Source organism: Citrobacter farmeri (genome assembly GCF_019048065.1).
Lineage (GTDB): Bacteria > Pseudomonadota > Gammaproteobacteria > Enterobacterales > Enterobacteriaceae > Citrobacter_A > Citrobacter_A farmeri.
In genome coordinates, this window is the sequence record NZ_CP077291.1 from 718,135 (window position 1) to 736,855 (window position 18,721).

The window sequence follows — 18,721 nt, forward strand, 5'->3', positions numbered from 1 at the left end:
TTGGGTATTCAGGAATACTCGAAAAAAGAGTACCCATCACATTGTGATGGGTATAAATTAATCTTAATCAAACCTCATATTCTTAATAATATTCTCAATATATTCCTCTGGCTCTGTCTTGGTTTTTTCTTTTATTTCTATGTATTTTGATTTGTCAATTTTTAAAGTTATTTCTTCTTTTTTATTATTGATAAATGGCGTGATGAAGAATGCTATTAAAAATATAATGGCAAATTCTTTATATCCTGGCTTTTTTCTGAGTAAAAATGGTATTTTTATAAAAAAGTTTGATATGATAATCATGGATAAAAAAACCATGGCAAGAAATGTAAATTTTACCGCATATTTTCTATAATACTCACCACTTTCAAAAAGGTATCCTATAAACCCTGTGATGATACATAACATTATGGTGCCTGTCATGATAAAAAAAGCAGGTGAACATAATTGCTCAATTATGGTATGTAAGTCATTTAAGACATTATGAAAGTATTTTTCAAATCGTGAATTTAAAAGAAATGCACAAGTTATGGCTAAAGTGTACTCGATGAATAATATAAAGCTGACAGGCTTAAGTGCAAAGAAACTGATTTCGGTGGAATAAAATACATCCAACTGTAGATAGTATGGCAGTAATAAGTTAATTTCCATGAGTGCAGAACAGAAAAAACCTAGGGAAATATAAGATATATACCCATCAGTCTTTATTGGAATGTATTTTCTTATTGTCTGTATCATATTTCATTTTCCTGTACTTTTTTGATGCCTGAGTATACAGCATAAATTAATTAGTATTGGGGTTCGAATAAACGGATTAACCATTATTTATGACAGGCGACGCCATTTTCTCTATCACCATGTCAAACATCAGGCGGGCGAAACCTTGTGCCCGTGTTGGATCCGACAAATATTGCATCATAAATTCCTGTTGCGCATCGTTACTGTCCATCACCGCATTGTCCACAGCCTGATAAAAATCGCCCAGAATGGCCTGTTCGGGAGCATTATTTTTTATTTGCATCATTACGGTCTTATTTTCCGCAATTTTATTTTGGATAGTCATCACGCTGTTGATCAGGTCATTTTCGGTCAGATGGTCGGTAATAAACAGTTCATTCATGCGTGACAGCACCTGAGAGAGATATTCTTCTTGTTTGTCTTTGGGTTTCGCCGTACCGACAGCACTGTTGGGATCGAGCGTATAATCCGGCGCATTTTCCTGTAATTTCAGATGCTGTTCGTGGATCTTCGATAAACGGTAATGGCTCATCTCGACATTGGTGAGGTCAATCTCGTCTTCTTCCAACGGTTGTTCACGCAGCAAAGGGCGCAAATGGCGCGCGAACAGACTGAGTTTTTCCAGTGAGGGATCGTCATACTCCACGATCTGCGAGATAAACTCATAAAAGCGCACGAAGCTGCCCAGATCTTTTCTAAAAATCTCCAGCCGATCTTTCTCCTGTTTACAGCTTTTAAAACTGTTTTCCGCATTGGTGATCAGTACCGTATCGCCGGTTTTCTTCGTACGTTCAAACATCTCTTTCGCCATCAGATACGCATCGATCGCGAGGGCATAACGCTTTTGCCAGCGTTCGACGGCAGGACGGCAAAGATTACTGATTGCCGCGTTGGAGCGGTTTTTGGCAAAGAACGCTTCGCAAAGTTGTTCCACTTCATTCCACTGGAAGATCTGACTCGCGCGTAATTTTTCGAAGAGATCAAATACCAACGCAGGATCGCTGACATCGGTCAGTTCGGCGGTCTGATAATAGGGCTGAAATGCGTCGAGGATATCCTGTGGTTCATTGTAAAAATCAAGCACGAACGTGCCGGATTCGGCCTTTCCGGGATAGGTGCGATTCAGTCGTGAAAGGGTTTGTACGCATTCAACGCCGCCGAGGGCTTTATCAACATACATTGCGCATAATTTAGGTTGATCAAAACCGGTCTGGAACTTATTGGCGACCAGCATCACCTGATAATCATCGCTATCGAACGCTTTACGCATCTCACGGCCATTCAGCCCCGGATTCATGTTTATTTCCGTGAACTTCTGGTTTAGTAATGCTTCGCTGTGATGGTCGTTCTCCTGGAACTCGACTTCACCGGAAAACGCCACCATGGCGCTGATTTTGGTATAGCGGTTTTCGGCGATGTACCGATCAAAGGCCAGCTTGTAACGAACCGCTGCCTTACGTGAACTGGTGACAACCATCGCTTTTGCCTGTCCGCCAAGCAGGTTCATCACGTGCTTACGGAAGTGTTCAACAATGACCTTCACCTTTTGCGACACGTTATGATCGTGGAGTATCACCCACTGATTCAGCTTCACCTTCGCACGTTTGCTGTCGACTTCCCTGTCACCATTTTCCAGTTTTTGCAGAAGCTGATATGCCACTTTGTAATTGGTGTAGTTTTTAAGAACGTCGAGAATAAAACCCTCTTCAATCGCCTGTCGCATGGTATAGACGTGAAATGCCGCAGGTTTATTTGTTCGGGAAGGCGGCTCATCAGGATGCGGAATGCGGCCAAACAGTTCCAGAGTTTTCGATTTTGGTGTGGCGGTAAACGCGTAGTAATTCAGATTACGGCTACTGCGCCGCGACGCTATCGTGGCATTCAGGCTGTCTTCCGCAGAGAGCACCGTATCGTCGTCCTTATCTTCAAGCATCAATACTTCTTTTAGCTGGCGCGCAGTGCTGCCACTTTGTGATGAGTGCGCTTCATCAGCAATCACGGCATATCTGCGCTGCCTGAGGCTGACGCTGTTTTCGATGGCTTTAAGCACAAATGGAAAGGTCTGGATAGTCACGATAATAATGGGTTGTGAGTGTTCTAACGCACTGGCCAGTTTCTCTGATTTGGAACCATCACCTTCTTTGTTGTTGATTCGTCCAACCACGCCATCCGCGTGTTCAAACTGATAAATTGTGTCCTGGAGCTGATCGTCGAGCACGGTACGGTCAGTGACGACAATGACCGAGTGGAACAACTTCTCGCCGCGAGTATCGTACAAACGGGAAAGCTGATGCGCCGTCCACGCGATGGAGTTGGATTTACCGGAACCCGCGCTGTGCTGAATCAGGTATTTGTTGCCGGTTCCCTCGACCGCTGCGGCCTGTAGCAGTTGGTTGACCACATCCCATTGGTGATAGCGCGGGAAGATCAGGCTCTCTTTTTTGTACTTCTGCCCATTCCAGTCCTCTTTTTCTTCGATTTGCAGATGCACGAAACTAGAGAGGATTTTCAGGAGGTTATCCGGCAGCAGCACTTCATTCCACAGATAGTCGGTCGCATAGCGGCCAGCCTCTTCCGGGATCTCATTGCCTGCGCCGCCTGCTTTGGTACCTTTGTTGAACGGCAGAAAGAAGGTGTCGTCACCCGTGAGTTTGGTCGTCATGTAAACGTCAAACTGGCTGACGGCGAAGTGTACCAGCGCCCCGCGCTTAAAGGTCAGCAGCGGCTCGGGCTTATTGGTCGCGGGATCTTTCGGCAGCCGGGTCTTCTTATACTGCGTGATGGCGTTCTGTACCGCCTGCTTAAATTCGGATTTCAGCTCCAGCGTGGCAATCGGCAGGCCGTTGATAAACAGTACTAAATCGATGCGCCAGCGTTTCGCTTTCAGGTCATTTTCCTGGGGAGTGTTGGCGTACGGGCTGTATACCAGCTCCGGTACGATACGACAGATATTCTGCCGATAGCGCATCAGGGTATCCGGATTCAGGTTGTGCTCGGGTTTAAACTGGCAGAGAAAAAAGCGGGCGTTGCGGATCTTCAGACCGTGACGCAGTACGCCGAGCGTACCCCAGCAACGCGACTGCCTGTCGGTGGCGTTGATATCGGCTTTTTTGAGTTGCGAAACCAGCGCGTCGAGAAAATGGCGTTCGGTGTCATTCGGATACACCTTCGCAAACTTTTCCCACTCCTGCGGCTGGGTGGATTGCACGAATTGCAGCGTGTCCTGCACGTAGAGCGCGCGTTCTCGATCATAACCGTCGCTTTTGCCGACAATCCAGCCGTTCGCGGCCATCTGGCGGATGATATCGTTTTGCAGGTTAATTTCGCGAGTGATGTCGGAGGTCATACCGTGGCCTCCATTTCGGCTGTGGTTTGCGATTGCTCGCTGGGGGCGTGCCAGTTACGGACGTCGATTTTGCCAGTGACGACAGCAGAGATAAGGGCGGTGCGGCGTTCTTTGAGGAGATCGATTTGCAGGAGTTGTTTTTCGATTAGGATATCGATTTTTGTAATCCTCTGATCAAGATATTTTGCAATATGGTTTTGTTCGTCAGACGATGGGAGCCAGCATGAAATATTTCGAAGAATAGCTTGGGTTATACTATATACTTTAACACCTTTAACAGAATATCGTATTTGTGCTCTTAACTCTTGAGAGTTTAAAAGGTAAGCATAATAACGATAGTTTTCTCGATTGTATAACCGTGCAATTATTGTATGGTAACCAGCAAATACAATATCACTGCTTACTAATTGAGAAAAATTTCCGGCCCCTTCGATGTCTTCAGATGTGTCTGCAAAAATAATATCTCCCTTATATAGTAAGGAGTTTTTGTTATTTTTTAGATATGATTCATTAACACATTTCAGTTTGTGAATTTTAGTGTTTACTTCAAAGTGGTATTTAGAATGTATTTCTCCATAGTTTATGCAAGGAATACCTTCATCCTGAAGGTTCTCTTTTGTAATTGTTAACCCTTTATCAAAATTGAACATATAGCGAAATTTGTTTAAAGTCCAATGTAAGGGTTTTTTCTGCTGGTATTCCATTCCAGAATCTTTCATCTGCACATCAGGATTTAGCCCTTTGGTTACTGCGTGGCTAATCACTGCCTGACGTTTTTCTTTTAGCAGTTCAATAAGTTGTTGTTGTTTTTCGATAAGGATATCGATTTTTGCGGTTTCGTGATCGAGAAAGTCAGCTATTTGTTGTTGCTCATTTTTTTAGGAAGTAATAATGGTGATGATGCTAATTTTTCAACAGTATAGTGAGCGATAGTCGCTTTGTTACAAATGATATTTATAAAATCTGTTGATTTTAGAAACGTGATCCAGTATTGGAAAAATGTGGCTGAATTATTTTTTTGGGGTCTAACTCGATTAATTGCATTTTGTATGTAACATTGATTCATTTGACCAAGCCATAAAGCAGATCGACCAACATCACCACCCTCGCTAACCAGAATGTCATTATATTCCAATAACAGTTTCTTTTTCTCTTCTCGTGAGAACCACATTGAATCAACAGTATGTAAATCCAATCCTGAAACCTGGATGTTTTGTGCTTTAAGATACGGCTCAAAACTATCAAAATATGAGTTTTTCTCTTTTTGAAGCATCTTTCCTAAAGTAATAGAATAACCATATTTGACCTGCGAAAATTTCCAATGCTCGGGTATCTCCCCCAACCACTCCACCCCAGAATCCTTATACTCTGGATACGCCTTATATTTAGCCATCAGGAGTGTACCTCCCGCAGCAGTTGCATAATCTCGACGCTTACCGCATCGAGATCGACATCAATCTCCTCCAGCGATCGTGGTGGCGTATAGACGTAAAAGTGACGGTTAAAGGGGATCTCATAACCGACAATGCCGATCTCACCGTCGAGGGCGTCGCGCTTGTCGGCGTTGATCCATGCGTCGGGCACGTGGGGCAGCACTTCCGCTTTGACGTAATTCTCGATCAGGTCGCTGGTAGAAATGGCCGGTTTAAGCGGCACGTTTTCGTTATCGCGTAGTTCCCCGTCCTGCTCAAATTCGACGACCTGTCCACGATAATTAAACGCGCCGTATAACGGCTGTGGGTCTTCTTTTATGACCTTTTTCACCACCGGCTCCGCATCGGGGTTGCGGGTGGTGATGGCATCGATAAACTGCTTTTGCTCTCTGGTATCCAGCTTTACGCCGGCGGGTTTAAGCGCGTTTTTTAAGTCAGTCTGGAACTGATTAAAGTTATTGCTGGCAGCGTGGCATCCCCCCTCCGTCGTGCCAAACGCGGCCTGTAAAACACGCGCTTTCGTCATCAGTTCGCGCTGCGTCAACCACAGCTTGCTGTCGAGCAGATCTTTGATTTGCTTCTCTTTCAGCTCGGCAAACTCGGTTTTGATAAGCGCGCGGGCTTCGGCTTCCAGCGCAGAAAAATCGCCGTAATTATCCGCATGCCAGTGGGCGGCAAAGGCGTCAAACAGGCATTCCATCGGCGCGTTGAAGGGTTTCGGTGCAAAGCGCAGCCTGGCGATGGCGTCATCGGTAATCTGTGCTGACAGGCGCAGCGGGCGTTCAATGGTCAGTCGGCGATAACCGAAATCGGTGCAGTGAAAGAGCTTACTGGCGAAGGTTTTTGGCGCGTCTTTTTTGTCGGTCGCCTGGCGGCCACGGCTGGATTTTTGCTCCGGCGCTTTCTCCAGACCGAGAGCCTCCAGCGTGACAGTATCGATGGCCTCAACATCGCCAAAGGTACGAGCGAGCAGACGGATATGCTCGTCTTCCATCCGGTTACGCTTTGAGCCCAGAGACTTGCGCATTTTGCCGCACAGGTTGCTGCCATCTATAAGCTGAACCTTGCCTTTGCGCTCAGGCGCTTTGTTGTTGCTAAGGATCCAGATGTAGGTGGCGATGCCAGTGTTATAAAACATCTCTGTTGGCAAGGCGATAATGCCTTCCAGCAGATCGGCTTCCAGAATATAGCGACGGATCTCGCTTTCACCGCTACCTGCGCCGCCGGTGAACAGCGGCGAACCGTTGAGGATGATGCCGATGCGCCCGCCGCCGCTTTTCGCGTCGCGCAGCTTGCTGATCAGATGCAGCAGAAAAAGCAGTGAACCGTCTGAAACGCGCGGGAGTCCGGGGCCGAAACGCCCATCAAACCCTTTTTGCTGGTGCTCGTTGTTGATGTCCCCTTCAATCTTTTTCCAGTCCACGCCAAACGGCGGGTTTGAGAGCATGTAGTCAAACTTCTCACCGGACAACTGATCGTTCGAGAGGGTATTGCCGAGCTTGATGCGGCTGACGTCCTGACCTTTGATCAGCATGTCCGCCTTACAGATGGCCCAGGACTCCGGATTGAGTTCCTGCCCATAGGCGCGCATCACCGCGTTGGGGTTCAGTTCATGCAGGTATTCCATTCCGGACGAGAGGAAGCCGCCGGTGCCCGCGGTGGGATCGTAAAGTGTGCGAATGATGCCGTCTTTCGTCAGCACATCGTCGTCGCCGATAAAAACAAGAGACGTGGTCAGACGCACGATATCGCGTGGAGTGAAATGTTCTCCGGCGGTCTCGTTGGAACCTTCCGCGAACCGGCGAATAAGTTCTTCAAAGATCAGACCCATTTCATGATTGGAAATGGCCTGCGGGCTTAAGTCGGTGGTCGCGAATTTTTGGACCACCTTGTAGAGCAGATTGGCTTCTTCCAGTTGGCCGACAAACTCGCTGAATTTGAAGTGTTCGAAAATCTCACGGGCATCGGTGGAGAACGACTGCACGTATTTCTCCAGGTTAGCCTTGATACCGTTTTGCCCCATCTTGCTCAGAACCATGGGGGATGCATTGAAGAAGGTGAGACCGTCCGCTGCGCGCAGGATCATTTTCTCCTGCGCCTCTTCCGGCAGCTTCATCGCGTAGACCTTTTGCGCCTGTTCAAGTACCGCTGGCTTGCTGCTTTCCAGCACGCATTCCAGTCGACGCAGAAGTGTAAAGGGGAGGATGATGCGACCGTATTGCGACTGTTTGAAGTCACCGCGCAGTAAATCGGCGACAGACCACAGGAAAGCGGCTGTCTGGGAGAAGTTGCCAGGTGTCATAGATGCGTTCCTTGCCTGATGGATAGTCTTTATTTTCTTATGGGTATTGGCGGCCTATTTTAAGCACAATTTTTATCGTAAGTTGATCATTTTATTGATAAAAATAAATAATTTTACTCAATGTGTGCTGGTGAAATATTGAGTTAATTCATAAATGAATTGTTACTACAAATTACTGTATTAGTGGTTCATTTTTCTGGTGCGTAAGGACGTATTGATGGAGGTGAAGTTGATGATCCACAAACAAGCGCAGGCAGAGAATTGCGCAAAATGTGATGTTTTTTCCAACAGTATCGTTATACTCGTAGGATAATTGTATATACTTTTTTGTATATGCAATTAGGAAGCGTGATATGCCAACGGAGTTTGAATGGGATGCAAATAAGGCAAAAAGCAACGTCGGTAAACATGGTGTCCGTTTTGAAGATGCGATTCTGGTATTTGACGATCCGCGACATCTGTCTCGTCAGGATCGCATAGAGAACGGGGAATATCGCTGGCAAACCCTTGGTCTCGTTCATAGCATCGTGGTCATCCTGGTTGCTCACAGCATTCGGTTTGAAAGTGGTATTGAGGTCATTCGCATCATTAGCGCCCGAAAGGCGGATCGTAAAGAGAGGAATCGTTATGAGCATGGTTAAACATAAACGCGGCACGCAATCCGCGCTCAGTGCTCAGCATGAGGTTGAACTCAAGGCGCTGGCGAAGCAATCAGATGATGAAATTGATTACAGCGATATTCCCTTTTCGCCAGATGAGCAGTGGTCTGAAGCAGTACGCGGTAAGTTTTTTCGCCCCTTAAAGACCCAGGCGTCCGTACGTATTGACGCTGATGTGATGGAATGGCTGAAGCGCCCGGGGAAAGGGTATCAGACACGGCTTAACGCGATTTTGCGGGAGGCAATGCTGCGGGAACAAAACAAGAAATAGCCAGAACGTAGGTTTTATGCCCGGGGGAGAACCGTAGGCCCGATAAGCTTGCGCCATCGGGCACGGGAATCACAACTTCTTCAACCCCGCGAACGCGGCTCTGATGTCGTCTTCCGGCAACTGAATGCCGATAAACACTAGGGTACTGTGCGGTTGCTCGTCGCCCCACGGGCGATCCCAGTCGGCGCTGTACAGGCGTTGCACGCCCTGGAACAGCAGACGGTTCGGTTCGCCTTCAATCCACAGCATTCCTTTGTAACGCAGCAGTTTTTCAGCGGACTCCAGCAGCAGGTTTTCCATCACGCGGGAAACGTCGCCGATATCCACCGGGTAATCCAGTTCCACCACAATGGAAGAGATATCGTTCTGTTTGTCGGCGATAAAGTGAAAACGTGGTTTGGCGCTGACGACGTTCTCTTCCAGCATAAAGCCATTGGTGTTGAACAGCAGGGAGAGATCGATATCACCGTGTGTCACGGTATACACTGGCGCACGGGCGTTGATGCGCGCTAAGCGTTCACGTAGTTTCTCGCTTTCGCCTGCGACGTCGGTTTTGGTCAGCAGGATGCGATCGGCATAGCCGACCTGCGACTGGGCGATGGTGAACTGGTTCATTTGATCGTCGGCATGGACTGCATCAACCAGTGCAATCACGCCGTCCAGCAGATAGCGCTGGCAAATCACGTCGTGGGAGAAAAAAGTCTGAATAATCGGGCCGGGGTCGGCCATGCCTGTGCATTCAATCACCAGACGATCGAAGCTGATATTGCCCTTATCGAGGTTGTCGAGCAGGTCTAACAGCGCATCCTCCAGTTCGTTCGAACGCGTACAGCAGATGCAGCCGTTGGTCAGCGTTTTGATCTGCGTGGCGCGATCGCCAATCAACTGATCGTCAACGGACACTTCGCCGAATTCGTTTTCGATAACGGCAATCTTGTAGCCGTGTTCTTCGTTGAGAATGTGGCGCAGCAGGGTGGTTTTACCCGCGCCAAGAAAACCGGTGAGTAGGGTGACTGCAATCGGGGTCATTCACTTCTCCTTCTAACAGCAGCGCATGCCGCCTTTACCGTCGCCGCCGTAGCGCGCCTGCTGGCGCTCGCGGAAGAATTCTTCATAGCTCATGTACGGCTTGTCCGGATGGTTGGTTTGCATATGCTCGACGTAGTTGTCGTAGTCTGGAATACCAATCAACATCTTTGCCGCCTGGCCGAGATATTTTTTTGCCTGCCCTAAGTTACCAAACATTGTGCCATCCAGATAATGTTTAAAGCCCCGCCGAAGCGGGGCTAAAGACGATTAGTGATGTGAAGAGGTCTTCACGCCGCCTTCAGGAATCGGAACGTACGGAGTTTCTTTATCGGTACGTTTGTCCACGTTGCGCACATTCATCCAGGTTTTGAAGCCGTAGAAGATGATGCTGTACACCACCACCAGGAACAGAATACTCAGACCTGCGTTAGTGTAGTTGTTCACAACGATGTGATTCATGTTGGCAATCTGCTGCGCGGTCAGTTCGCCGCCGTTGGCAATCTTCTCTTTGTACTGATTAGCCATGTAGAAGAAGCCTTCCATCTGCGGGTTGGAGCTGAACAGTTTCAGACCCAGCGCCCAGGTGGTGCAGATCAGCAGCCATACTGCCGGGATAACGGTAACCCAGATGTATTTGGTGCGCTGCATTTTAATCAGTACCACGGTGCCCAGAACCAGCGCCACGGCTGCCAGCATCTGGTTAGAGATACCGAACAGCGGCCACAGGCTCTTAACGCCGCCCAGCGGATCGACCACGCCCTGATACAGCAGGTAGCCCCACAGACCCACACAACCTGCCGTACCGATGATACCGGCAACCAGAGAATCGGTTTTCTTCAGGAACGGTACGAAGTTACCCAGCAGGTCCTGCAGCATGAATCGACCGGAACGGGTACCGGCATCCAGCGCGGTCAGGATGAACAGTGCTTCGAACAGAATACCGAAGTGGTACCAGAAGCCCATGTCAGCCATCGGCAGCACTTTGTGGAACACGTGCGCGATACCGACCGCCAGCGTTGGCGCACCACCCGCACGGTTCAGAACGGACGGTTCACCGATGTCTTTCGCCGTTTGCAGGATCTGCTCAGGTGAAATCACGAAGCCCCAGGAACTGACGGTTGCCGCCGCATGCGCGGTGACGTCTTTCAGTTGCGCCATAATCAGTGGCGCGTTCTCACCGCCCATCTCATGCAGGTTCGGCATGGTAATGCCCAGGCCTGCCGGCGGGGTGTTCATTGCAAAGTAGAGACCCGGTTCGATAATGGATGCCGCAACCAGCGCCATAATCGCTACGAAGGATTCCATCAGCATCGCGCCGTAACCGATGAAGCGGGCGTCTGTTTCACAGGCCAGCAGTTTCGGCGTGGTACCGGAAGAGATCAGCGCATGGAAGCCAGAGACCGCACCACAGGCGATGGTAATGAACAGGAACGGGAACAGTGCACCTTTCCACAGCGGACCAGTACCGTCGATGTACTGGGTCATGGCCGGCATTTTCAGCTCTGGGTTGAGGATCACGATACCCAGCGCCAGGCCGACGATAACGCCGATTTTCAGGAAAGTAGCCAGATAATCGCGCGGAGCGAGGATCAGCCATACCGGCAGCAGCGCAGACACAAACGCATAGCCGATCAGGGCAAAGGTAATAGTAGTGTCTTTAAAGGTCAGCGCCGGGCCCCAGTACGGGTCGTGAGCAATTACGCCGCCGAAGTAAATAGACGCAACCAGCAGCACAATACCAATCACCGATACTTCACCCACACGTCCCGGACGCAGGAAGCGCATGTAGATCCCCATGAACAGCGCGATAGGCACGGTGGAACAAACGGTGAAGACCCCCCACGGACTTTCGGCCAGCGCTTTTACAACGATCAGCGCCAGTACCGCGAGGATGATGATCATAATTAAGAAGCAGCCAAACAGGGCAATTGTCCCCGGCACGGAACCCATCTCTTCTTTAATCATCTCACCAAGCGATGCACCGTTACGGCGAGAAGAGATAAACAGCACCATGAAGTCCTGGACCGCACCCGCCAGTACCACACCCGCCAGCAGCCACAGGGTACCAGGCAGATAACCCATCTGCGCGGCCAGAACCGGACCGACCAGCGGACCCGCACCCGCGATGGCGGCAAAGTGGTGTCCGAACAGGACATAGCGGTTGGTTGGAACGTAGTTCAGGCCATCGTTATTGATGACCGCAGGTGTTGAACGTGTAGGGTCGAGCTTCATCACCTTCTGGGCGATGTACAGGCTGTAGTAGCGGTAAGCCACCAGATATACCGACACGGAAGCGACCACGATCCACAGGGCGCTGACGTGTTCACCCCGGCGTAAGGCGACAACCGAGAGGCAGAATGCCCCGATGATCCCGAGGATCACCCAGGGTATGTGCTTGAATATCTTTTTCGTATCCATAGTAAAACCTGGTTTTATAAGATTAATAATTGGCCGAAGCCGTTTGGTTTGGGTTGCGTTTGAGGAGGTAATTTGACTGCTATGCTGGTGACGATCTTGCCAGAGAGTCGCGCGCGTAAAGTACGGTAAATAAGTGAGCGGTCAAATGGTGAGTTAAGCGGTCAGAAGTGTCAGTAAGCGGTAAAGAGGATCGTTGAACGGCGGATATTATGTGACTGAGATCACAAAGAAAAATCCACCAACGACTGGCGAATACCGACTACGCTTATTGCCGACAACATTATAAGGAGAACAACATGGAAACAGTAAACCTCACTTTATCTGAGGCTTACACGCTGGCGCGTGAGGTGCTGAGCAACAATGGCTTTAGCGCAGAACATGCGGATGCCATCGCGCGTAACGTGACGGCGGGCGAGCGTGACGGCTGCGCATCTCACGGGTTATGGCGATTGCTGGGGATCGTCGAGACCCTGCGTAAAGGAAAAGTCTCCGCTGATGCGCGTCCGCAGATTTCCGATCAGGCGCCCGCCATTGTCAAAGCGGACGCTGGCGGCGCGTTCTCGCTGGTGGCCTATGAACAGGCGCTGCCGTTGCTTATCAGTAAAGCCAGCGTGTGCGGCATTGCGGCGCTGGCAATCAACCGCTGCGTTCACTTTTCCGCGTTGTTTGCGGATATTGAACCCCTGACGGATGCCGGGCTGGTGGGCTACGCCTGTACGCCGAGCCACGCCTGGGTCGCCCCGGCAGGCGGTACGCGTCCGCTGTTTGGTACGAACCCAATCGCTTTTGGCTGGCCGCGTAAAGGCAAGCCGCCTTACATTTTTGACATGGCAACCAGCGCAGCGGCGCGCGGGGAGATCCAGTTGCATCTACGGGCCGGAAAAGCAATCCCGGAAGGATGGGGCATCGACAGTGAGGGGCAACCGTCAACCGATCCGCAGGCGGTGTTAAACGGCGCCATGCTGACGTTTGGCGGTCATAAGGGGTCGGCGTTTGCGGCAATGGTTGAACTGCTGGCCGGGCCGCTTATCGGCGATATGACCAGCGCGGAATCGCTGGCCTGGGATGAGGGGGCGGGTGGTTTGCCGTACGGCGGTGAGTTGATTCTGGCACTTGACCCGTCCCGATTCCTCGGGGATGAGGCGCACCGCCATCTGGAGCGGGCAGAAACCCTCTTTGCCGCAATGCAGGCGCAGGGGGCAAGACTGCCGGGCGAAAGACGCTTCATTTCGCGGGAGAAATCGTTGCAGGCAGGCGTGACGATAACCCGCTCTCTGTTTGAGGACATTTCCGCGCTGCGATAGGGCAGAATCGGCGAGGCATCCTCGCCTGATTCCCTTTCGGGTAGAGGGTAATCGCATTTTTTGCCAGTTAATTGAACAAATTTCCTGTGATACCTCTCGCGACTTCATAAAGTTTTCTCATTCCGGGCCGACAACCAGAGTATCTGTCTAGCGGAAAGAGAAAACATGTTAAAACGTATCAAGATTGTGACCAGCCTCTTGTTGGTTCTGGTTTTATTTGGCCTTTTACAACTCACATCAGGCGGATTGTTCTTTAATGCATTGAAAAATGACAAAGAGAACTTCACCGTTCTACAAACCATTCGTCAGCAGCAGTCCACGCTGAATGGCAGTTGGGTGGCGCTGTTGCAAACGCGTAACACCCTTAACCGTGCGGGTATCCGCTACATGATGGATCAGAGCAATATTGGTAGCGGCGCGACCGTTGCGGATCTGATGCAGATTGCCAGCGCCTCTTTGAAACAGGCGGAAAAAAACTGGGCGGATTACGAAGCGCTGCCGCGCGACCCGCGTCAAAGCGAAGCCGCGTCGGCGGAAATTAAGCGCAATTACGATATCTATCACAACGCGCTGGCCGAACTGATCCAGTTGCTGGGGGCCGGGAAGATCAACGAATTTTTTGATCAGCCCACTCAGGGGTATCAGGACGGTTTTGAGAAGCAGTATGTGAATTATCTGCAACAGAACGACCGTCTGTATGACCTGGCGGTCGCAGACAACAACAGTTCTTACAGCCAGGCGATGTGGGTTCTGGGCTGCGTGTTGTTGGCGGTGCTGGTGGTCATTATTGCCGTCTGGTTTGGCATCAAACTGTCGCTGATCGCGCCAATGAACCGCCTGATCGCGAGCATTCGTCATATTGCCAGCGGCGATCTGGTGAAGCGGATTGATGTGGAAGGCACTAATGAAATGGGCCAACTGGCGGAAAGCCTGCGCCACATGCAGGGTGAACTGGTGCGTACCGTGGGCGACGTGCGTAACGGCGCGAACGCGATTTACAGCGGTGCCAGCGAAATCGCGATGGGTAACAACGATCTCTCTTCCCGTACCGAGCAGCAGGCGGCCTCTCTGGAAGAGACGGCGGCAAGCATGGAAGAACTGACGGCCACCGTTAAGCAGAACGCCGAAAACGCCCGTCAGGCCAGCCATCTGGCGCTGAGCGCGTCCGAAACGGCGCAGAAAGGCGGAAAAGTGGTAGATAACGTGGTGCAAACCATGCGCGATATCGCCTCCAGTTCGCAGAAAATCGCAGATATTATCAGTGTGATCGACGGCATTGCCTTCCAGACTAACATCCTGGCGCTGAACGCGGCGGTAGAAGCGGCACGTGCGGGTGAGCAGGGACGCGGTTTTGCAGTGGTTGCCGGAGAAGTGCGTAACCTGGCGCAGCGCAGTGCGCAGGCCGCGCGCGAAATCAAAAGCCTGATTGAAGACTCTGTGAGTCGTGTGGATGTCGGTTCTACGCTGGTAGAAAGCGCCGGTGAAACCATGGATGAGATCGTGAATGCGGTCACCCGCGTGACGGACATCATGGGCGAAATCGCGTCGGCTTCCGATGAACAAAGTCGTGGTATCGATCAGGTCGGTCTGGCCGTAGCGGAGATGGATCGTGTAACCCAGCAGAACGCCTCGCTGGTGGAAGAATCTGCCGCTGCCGCCGCCGCGCTGGAAGAGCAGGCCAGTCGTCTGACTCAGGCCGTTGCCGTGTTCCACATTCAGCAGGAACAGCAGCGTGCACGCAGCGTTTCCAGCGTGAAGTCCGTTTCCACAACGGTTCAACCGCGTAAAGCCGCTGTGGCGGAGACCGGGGACAACTGGGAAACGTTTTAATTAAGCATCAGGCGCATGGCACACCGTGATTCAAATGCGATACCATGCGCCGTTTCTTCCTCACGCTTCTGGCGCAATGCTGCCGGCAGCGCGTCATCTTCCAGTATTTCAAATCCCAGATGTTGATACAGCGGCGCGTTCCAGCCGACATGGCGAAAAGTGGTGAGCGTCAGGGCGGTAAAACCCTGCTCACGCGCCCACTGTGCGACCGTGTCTATTAACTGGCGACCAATGCCTTTACCCTGCCACGCCAGATGTAGCGAAAATTCAGCAATATACAGCGATGACCCCATCGCTTCGCCGAGCAGAAATCCCACGGGGCGATCGTCAGCCAGGGCCAGCCAACTCATTCTCTTCGCGGCATATTCCCGATGCTGTTCCGCACTGACGATGTGATCGTCTGCGATCCATGCCAGATCTGGCACCTCTAAAAAACGCTGTCCCGCCGAGCGTTCAATGGCGGGCAGGGCGGCAGCATCTGCCAGTGTGGCTGGACGAAAGGTGATGTGCATAACGATACCGGGTTAAGGTGACAGTGTGGGCAGTATAACGCGGAGCCCGGTCACAGGGAAAAGTCCCCGGCAGCGGGGACGTTACGGTGTTAACCGGTCAGACGAGTAATAACGAAATAGCCGGTATATAGGTCACCAACATCAGCATAAGTAACAAGGTACCCAGCAAGGGTAGAGATTGACGGAAAAACTGCCCGACGGAAACCTGAGTAATATTGCAGACCAATAACATGACGGTGCCAACCGGCGGCGTGAAGGCGCCGATAGAAAGGTTGAAAATCATAATGATACCGAAATGTACTGGATCGATACCAAAATGCGCCACGACAGGTTTAAGCAACGGAACCAGGATTAACAGAATGGCATTCCCTTCAAGAAACATTCCCAGCGTCAGCAAAAGAATATTGATAATTAACAGGAACATGTATTTGTTTTCGGTCAGCGTCGTCACGAAGTTCGCCACCGCGATGCCGGCATGTTCCATTGAGAAGATCCAACCGAGCGCGGCACTTGCCATGATGACCAGCATGACCGATGCCGTTGCCCGTGCCGTTTCCCCCAGCGCTTTCACGACATGGCCGAGAGTCATTTGACGATAAATGAAGAATCCGATGATCAATACAATGAGTACCGCAGCCGCACCGGCTTCCGTTGGGGTGAAAATGTTGGCGCGAATCCCCCCTACGACGGCAAAAATCAAAAACAGCGCGGGCCATGCCTGTCCAATAGAGAAGAGGGCTTCCTTACCCGTAGGCCAGGTATCACGTGACGGCTTAGCGTTTGTTTTGCGGGCAACCAGATAGACGGTGAACATTAACAGCACCGCACAGAGCAGACCCGGAATCAGACCGGCCATGAACATCTTTCCGATGGAGACGTCTGCCACCAGGCCATAAATAATCAGGGCAATCCCCGGCGGGATAATTGGGGTGACGAGGGACCCCCCGGCGGTGATGGCAGCAGCAAAGGCACGGTTATAGCCTTTACGCTCCATCTCGGGAACCATCATACGCGACAGCATCGCCGCATCGGCCAGGTTTGAAGCGCTGACGCCCCCCATCATCGTACTGACCAGAATATTGGCGACACCGAGTCCGCCCCGCATTTTACCCACCAGAATATTCGCCACTTGCAGGATACGTTCTGCAATACCGGTGTAGCTCATCAGCGTACCCAACAGGATAAAGAAGGGGATCGCCAGCAAGGATGGGCTCTGAGTGGGTGCAATCAACCGCTGAACAGCAATTTCAATCGGAACCGTGGAAAAAAAGAGGAAATAGGCAATAATGCCGATAAACATTGCCAGATAAACACGAATATTCAGAAATAAGCACACGATCATTAGTGGAATAATCAATAACCAGCTCATTGTTTTTCCTCGCCGACATCTACCTGCTTAACGTCGTTAATTAACCAGTAGAGCGTATAAATTGCTGTTGCCAGAGTCCCGACGGGAACCGCGATATCAATCCAGAACCAGGACACTTTCAATATTTGCGTGACCTTATACTGCGCCATTTCCGCCAGTCGATAACCCAACCAGGCCATATAAACCAGCAACCCAATGGAAAGCAGGGCAACCAGCGAGGCAATAATACGTTTGACTTTGTGTGGGAACATATCGACGACAAAAGGAATAGTCAGGTGCGCTCGATCGCGTTCAGCCACCACACCGCCCAACATCACCACCCAAATCATCAGCAGTCCGGACATTTCCTCAGTCCATTGAATGGGCTGTCCTACAAAATAGCGCATGAATACAGCGGCAATGGTCATTATCACCAGGATAAACAATGCCAGTGCGGCACTGAGTTCTACAAGCTTGCCAAAGAAACGCATTAATCCTCCTTCAGAGAGTCGCCCTGGCCTTGAGTGGAAAAGGTTTCGGGCGATCTGTGCCTGTATTTATTGCAGTTGCTGTTGAATGGTGTCATACAAGCCCGGCGTCCACTCCGGGAATTGCGAGTAAACTTCGCGTGCTTTCTGGCGGAATGCTTCGGTATCCGGGTAAATAACTTCGACGCCTTCCGCTTCCATGCTTTTGAGCATTTCGGCGTCGCGTTCAATCGTTAATTTCTGGCTATAGAGACCGGCTTCATAACCCGTTGAATGAATCAATTCCAGTTGCTCAGGAGAGAGCGTACTGAAAAAGGCTTCGCCGCCAATCCATACCGAGGTGTTGGTCAGGTAATTGACCATTGACAGATATTTCGCCTGCTCAAACAGTTTTTGCCCTTGCAGAACGGAAATTGGGTTTTCGACGCCATCAATCACACCCTGAGTCAGCGCAGGATAAACCTCCCCCAGGGGCATAGGCGTTGGGGTTGCGCCCATCGCCTGAATGGCTTTAATTTGCATCACGTTATTTGGTACGCGGATTTTCATTCCCGCAAGATCTTCCACTTTGCGAATCGGTTTTTTAGAAATAATCTGGCGGGTGCCATACAGATAATTGTTCATTACCACATGAATTCCTTTTTTCTTCAGGTCTTCATTTTTTTGACGAAACCAGTCGCTCTCATAGATTTTGAATAGTTTCTGCGGGTCATCGGTCAGATAAGGTCCAAACAAAATACCTAAATCAGGTTCGTAATCGGCGAGGAAAGCCACATCGGTGAGTGTGATAACGTTCATTCCCATCATGGCTTGTTCAGTCACATCTTGTTTTGACCCTAGCTGAGAGCTGGGATAGAGAACCAGCGTTATTTCTCCATTACTCTTTTTATTCAGAATCTCAGCCCAGTAGCGCATCACCACGTCTAATGGTTCGCCTGGATTATTTTCGTATGCGACTTTAATAGAAAGCGGTTTAGCCTGAATGGTGAATGGCAGAAAAAAAGTACAAACAGTAATCAGCACGGCTATTATCTTGTTCATTT

The 18,721-nt window shown here is 50.5% G+C and carries 15 protein-coding genes and 1 pseudogene; 4 read left to right on the forward strand and 12 right to left on the reverse strand.

All coding sequences use genetic code 11. From position 1 onward, the window contains the following. Window positions 1–63: 63 nt before the first annotated feature. The 5 genes and pseudogenes from I6L53_RS03350 to I6L53_RS03370 all read right to left on the reverse strand — a co-directional run bounded on the left by I6L53_RS03350 (window position 64) and on the right by I6L53_RS03370 (window position 7,819). Complete coding sequence (locus I6L53_RS03350; protein WP_042321944.1) at window positions 64–738, reverse strand: hypothetical protein; 675 nt, start codon at window positions 736–738, stop codon at window positions 64–66. A gap of 76 nt (window positions 739–814) precedes the next feature. Then, window positions 815–4,084 carry a type I restriction endonuclease subunit R gene (locus I6L53_RS03355; protein WP_042321947.1) on the reverse strand — a complete coding sequence of 1,090 codons (3,270 nt, stop codon included), beginning with the start codon at window positions 4,082–4,084 and terminating at the stop codon, window positions 815–817. Further along, window positions 4,081–4,959 (reverse strand): annotated as a pseudogene (locus tag I6L53_RS03360) (restriction endonuclease subunit S); the annotation flags it as partial. The pseudogene I6L53_RS03360 and the gene I6L53_RS03355, both read right to left, overlap by 4 nt. Then, window positions 4,941–5,477 carry a restriction endonuclease subunit S gene (locus I6L53_RS03365; RefSeq protein ID WP_052425403.1) on the reverse strand — a complete coding sequence of 179 codons (537 nt, stop codon included), beginning with the start codon at window positions 5,475–5,477 and terminating at the stop codon, window positions 4,941–4,943. The pseudogene I6L53_RS03360 and the gene I6L53_RS03365, both read right to left, overlap by 19 nt. After that, window positions 5,477–7,819, reverse strand: a complete 2,343-nt coding sequence (locus tag I6L53_RS03370; RefSeq protein WP_042321949.1) for a type I restriction-modification system subunit M — start codon at window positions 7,817–7,819, stop codon at window positions 5,477–5,479. The genes I6L53_RS03365 and I6L53_RS03370 overlap by 1 nt, the downstream gene beginning before the upstream one ends. 353 nt (window positions 7,820–8,172) lie before the next feature. Between I6L53_RS03370 and I6L53_RS03375 the strand changes: the two genes are divergently transcribed. Then, complete coding sequence (locus tag I6L53_RS03375) at window positions 8,173–8,460, forward strand: BrnT family toxin (protein ID WP_042321950.1); 288 nt, start codon at window positions 8,173–8,175, stop codon at window positions 8,458–8,460. Further along, window positions 8,447–8,749, forward strand: a complete 303-nt coding sequence (locus tag I6L53_RS03380; protein ID WP_042321954.1) for a BrnA antitoxin family protein — start codon at window positions 8,447–8,449, stop codon at window positions 8,747–8,749. The genes I6L53_RS03375 and I6L53_RS03380 overlap by 14 nt, the downstream gene beginning before the upstream one ends. 69 nt (window positions 8,750–8,818) lie before the next feature. On the opposite strand, the gene yjiA is transcribed toward I6L53_RS03380, so the two are convergent. Genes yjiA through btsT form a run of 3 tightly spaced genes read right to left on the reverse strand, consistent with a single transcriptional unit; the run spans window position 8,819 to window position 12,196 of the window. After that, the gene (gene yjiA, locus I6L53_RS03385; RefSeq protein ID WP_042321957.1) at window positions 8,819–9,778 is read right to left on the reverse strand and encodes a GTPase; all 960 of its coding nucleotides are present in this window, start codon (window positions 9,776–9,778) and stop codon (window positions 8,819–8,821) included. Window positions 9,779–9,790: 12 nt separating this feature from the next. Continuing rightward, window positions 9,791–9,994: a YbdD/YjiX family protein gene (locus I6L53_RS03390; RefSeq protein WP_024130742.1), complete on the reverse strand. Its 204-nt coding sequence runs from the start codon at window positions 9,992–9,994 to the stop codon at window positions 9,791–9,793. 51 nt (window positions 9,995–10,045) lie between these two features. Next, complete coding sequence (gene btsT / locus I6L53_RS03395) at window positions 10,046–12,196, reverse strand: pyruvate/proton symporter BtsT (protein WP_042321961.1); 2,151 nt, start codon at window positions 12,194–12,196, stop codon at window positions 10,046–10,048. A 296-nt stretch (window positions 12,197–12,492) separates the two neighbouring features. On the opposite strand from btsT, the gene I6L53_RS03400 reads away from it, so the two are divergent. Both I6L53_RS03400 and tsr read left to right on the forward strand, forming a co-directional pair. Continuing rightward, a complete protein-coding gene (locus I6L53_RS03400; RefSeq protein ID WP_042321963.1) occupies window positions 12,493–13,500 on the forward strand; it encodes an Ldh family oxidoreductase in 1,008 nt (335 codons plus the stop codon). A gap of 165 nt (window positions 13,501–13,665) precedes the next feature. Next, window positions 13,666–15,330, forward strand: coding sequence for a methyl-accepting chemotaxis protein (gene tsr / locus I6L53_RS03405; protein WP_042321966.1), 1,665 nt, complete (start codon window positions 13,666–13,668; stop codon window positions 15,328–15,330). Here tsr and I6L53_RS03410 read toward each other — a convergent pair. The 4 genes from I6L53_RS03410 to I6L53_RS03425 all read right to left on the reverse strand — a co-directional run bounded on the left by I6L53_RS03410 (window position 15,327) and on the right by I6L53_RS03425 (window position 18,719). Next, window positions 15,327–15,842 (reverse strand): GNAT family N-acetyltransferase, encoded by a 516-nt coding sequence (locus I6L53_RS03410; RefSeq protein WP_042321969.1) that lies wholly within the window; start codon window positions 15,840–15,842, stop codon window positions 15,327–15,329. The two genes, tsr and I6L53_RS03410, sit on opposite strands and share 4 nt — an antisense overlap. 97 nt (window positions 15,843–15,939) lie before the next feature. Then, window positions 15,940–17,211 carry a TRAP transporter large permease gene (locus I6L53_RS03415; protein WP_042321972.1) on the reverse strand — a complete coding sequence of 424 codons (1,272 nt, stop codon included), beginning with the start codon at window positions 17,209–17,211 and terminating at the stop codon, window positions 15,940–15,942. Continuing rightward, on the reverse strand, window positions 17,208–17,681 hold the full coding sequence (locus I6L53_RS03420; RefSeq protein ID WP_042321974.1) for a TRAP transporter small permease: 474 nt from the start codon (window positions 17,679–17,681) through the stop codon (window positions 17,208–17,210). The genes I6L53_RS03415 and I6L53_RS03420 overlap by 4 nt, the downstream gene beginning before the upstream one ends. A gap of 66 nt (window positions 17,682–17,747) precedes the next feature. Further along, entirely contained in the window at window positions 17,748–18,719 is a 972-nt protein-coding gene (locus tag I6L53_RS03425; protein WP_042321976.1) for a C4-dicarboxylate TRAP transporter substrate-binding protein, read from the reverse strand. Window positions 18,720–18,721 lie beyond the last annotated feature (2 nt).

Coding starts and splice junctions, on each gene's coding strand:
- I6L53_RS03350 (WP_042321944.1), bottom strand. CDS start 738: ATGATACAGACAATAAGAAAATACATTCCAATAAAGACTGATGGGTAT.
- I6L53_RS03390 (WP_024130742.1), bottom strand. CDS start 9,994: ATGTTTGGTAACTTAGGGCAGGCAAAAAAATATCTCGGCCAGGCGGCA.
- I6L53_RS03410 (WP_042321969.1), bottom strand. CDS start 15,842: ATGCACATCACCTTTCGTCCAGCCACACTGGCAGATGCTGCCGCCCTG.
- I6L53_RS03425 (WP_042321976.1), bottom strand. CDS start 18,719: ATGAACAAGATAATAGCCGTGCTGATTACTGTTTGTACTTTTTTTCTG.
- I6L53_RS03370 (WP_042321949.1), bottom strand. CDS start 7,819: ATGACACCTGGCAACTTCTCCCAGACAGCCGCTTTCCTGTGGTCTGTC.
- I6L53_RS03400 (WP_042321963.1), top strand. CDS start 12,493: ATGGAAACAGTAAACCTCACTTTATCTGAGGCTTACACGCTGGCGCGT.
- I6L53_RS03415 (WP_042321972.1), bottom strand. CDS start 17,211: ATGAGCTGGTTATTGATTATTCCACTAATGATCGTGTGCTTATTTCTG.
- I6L53_RS03375 (WP_042321950.1), top strand. CDS start 8,173: ATGCCAACGGAGTTTGAATGGGATGCAAATAAGGCAAAAAGCAACGTC.
- I6L53_RS03420 (WP_042321974.1), bottom strand. CDS start 17,681: ATGCGTTTCTTTGGCAAGCTTGTAGAACTCAGTGCCGCACTGGCATTG.
- I6L53_RS03355 (WP_042321947.1), bottom strand. CDS start 4,084: ATGACCTCCGACATCACTCGCGAAATTAACCTGCAAAACGATATCATC.
- I6L53_RS03380 (WP_042321954.1), top strand. CDS start 8,447: ATGAGCATGGTTAAACATAAACGCGGCACGCAATCCGCGCTCAGTGCT.
- tsr (WP_042321966.1), top strand. CDS start 13,666: ATGTTAAAACGTATCAAGATTGTGACCAGCCTCTTGTTGGTTCTGGTT.
- btsT (WP_042321961.1), bottom strand. CDS start 12,196: ATGGATACGAAAAAGATATTCAAGCACATACCCTGGGTGATCCTCGGG.
- yjiA (WP_042321957.1), bottom strand. CDS start 9,778: ATGACCCCGATTGCAGTCACCCTACTCACCGGTTTTCTTGGCGCGGGT.
- I6L53_RS03365 (WP_052425403.1), bottom strand. CDS start 5,477: ATGGCTAAATATAAGGCGTATCCAGAGTATAAGGATTCTGGGGTGGAG.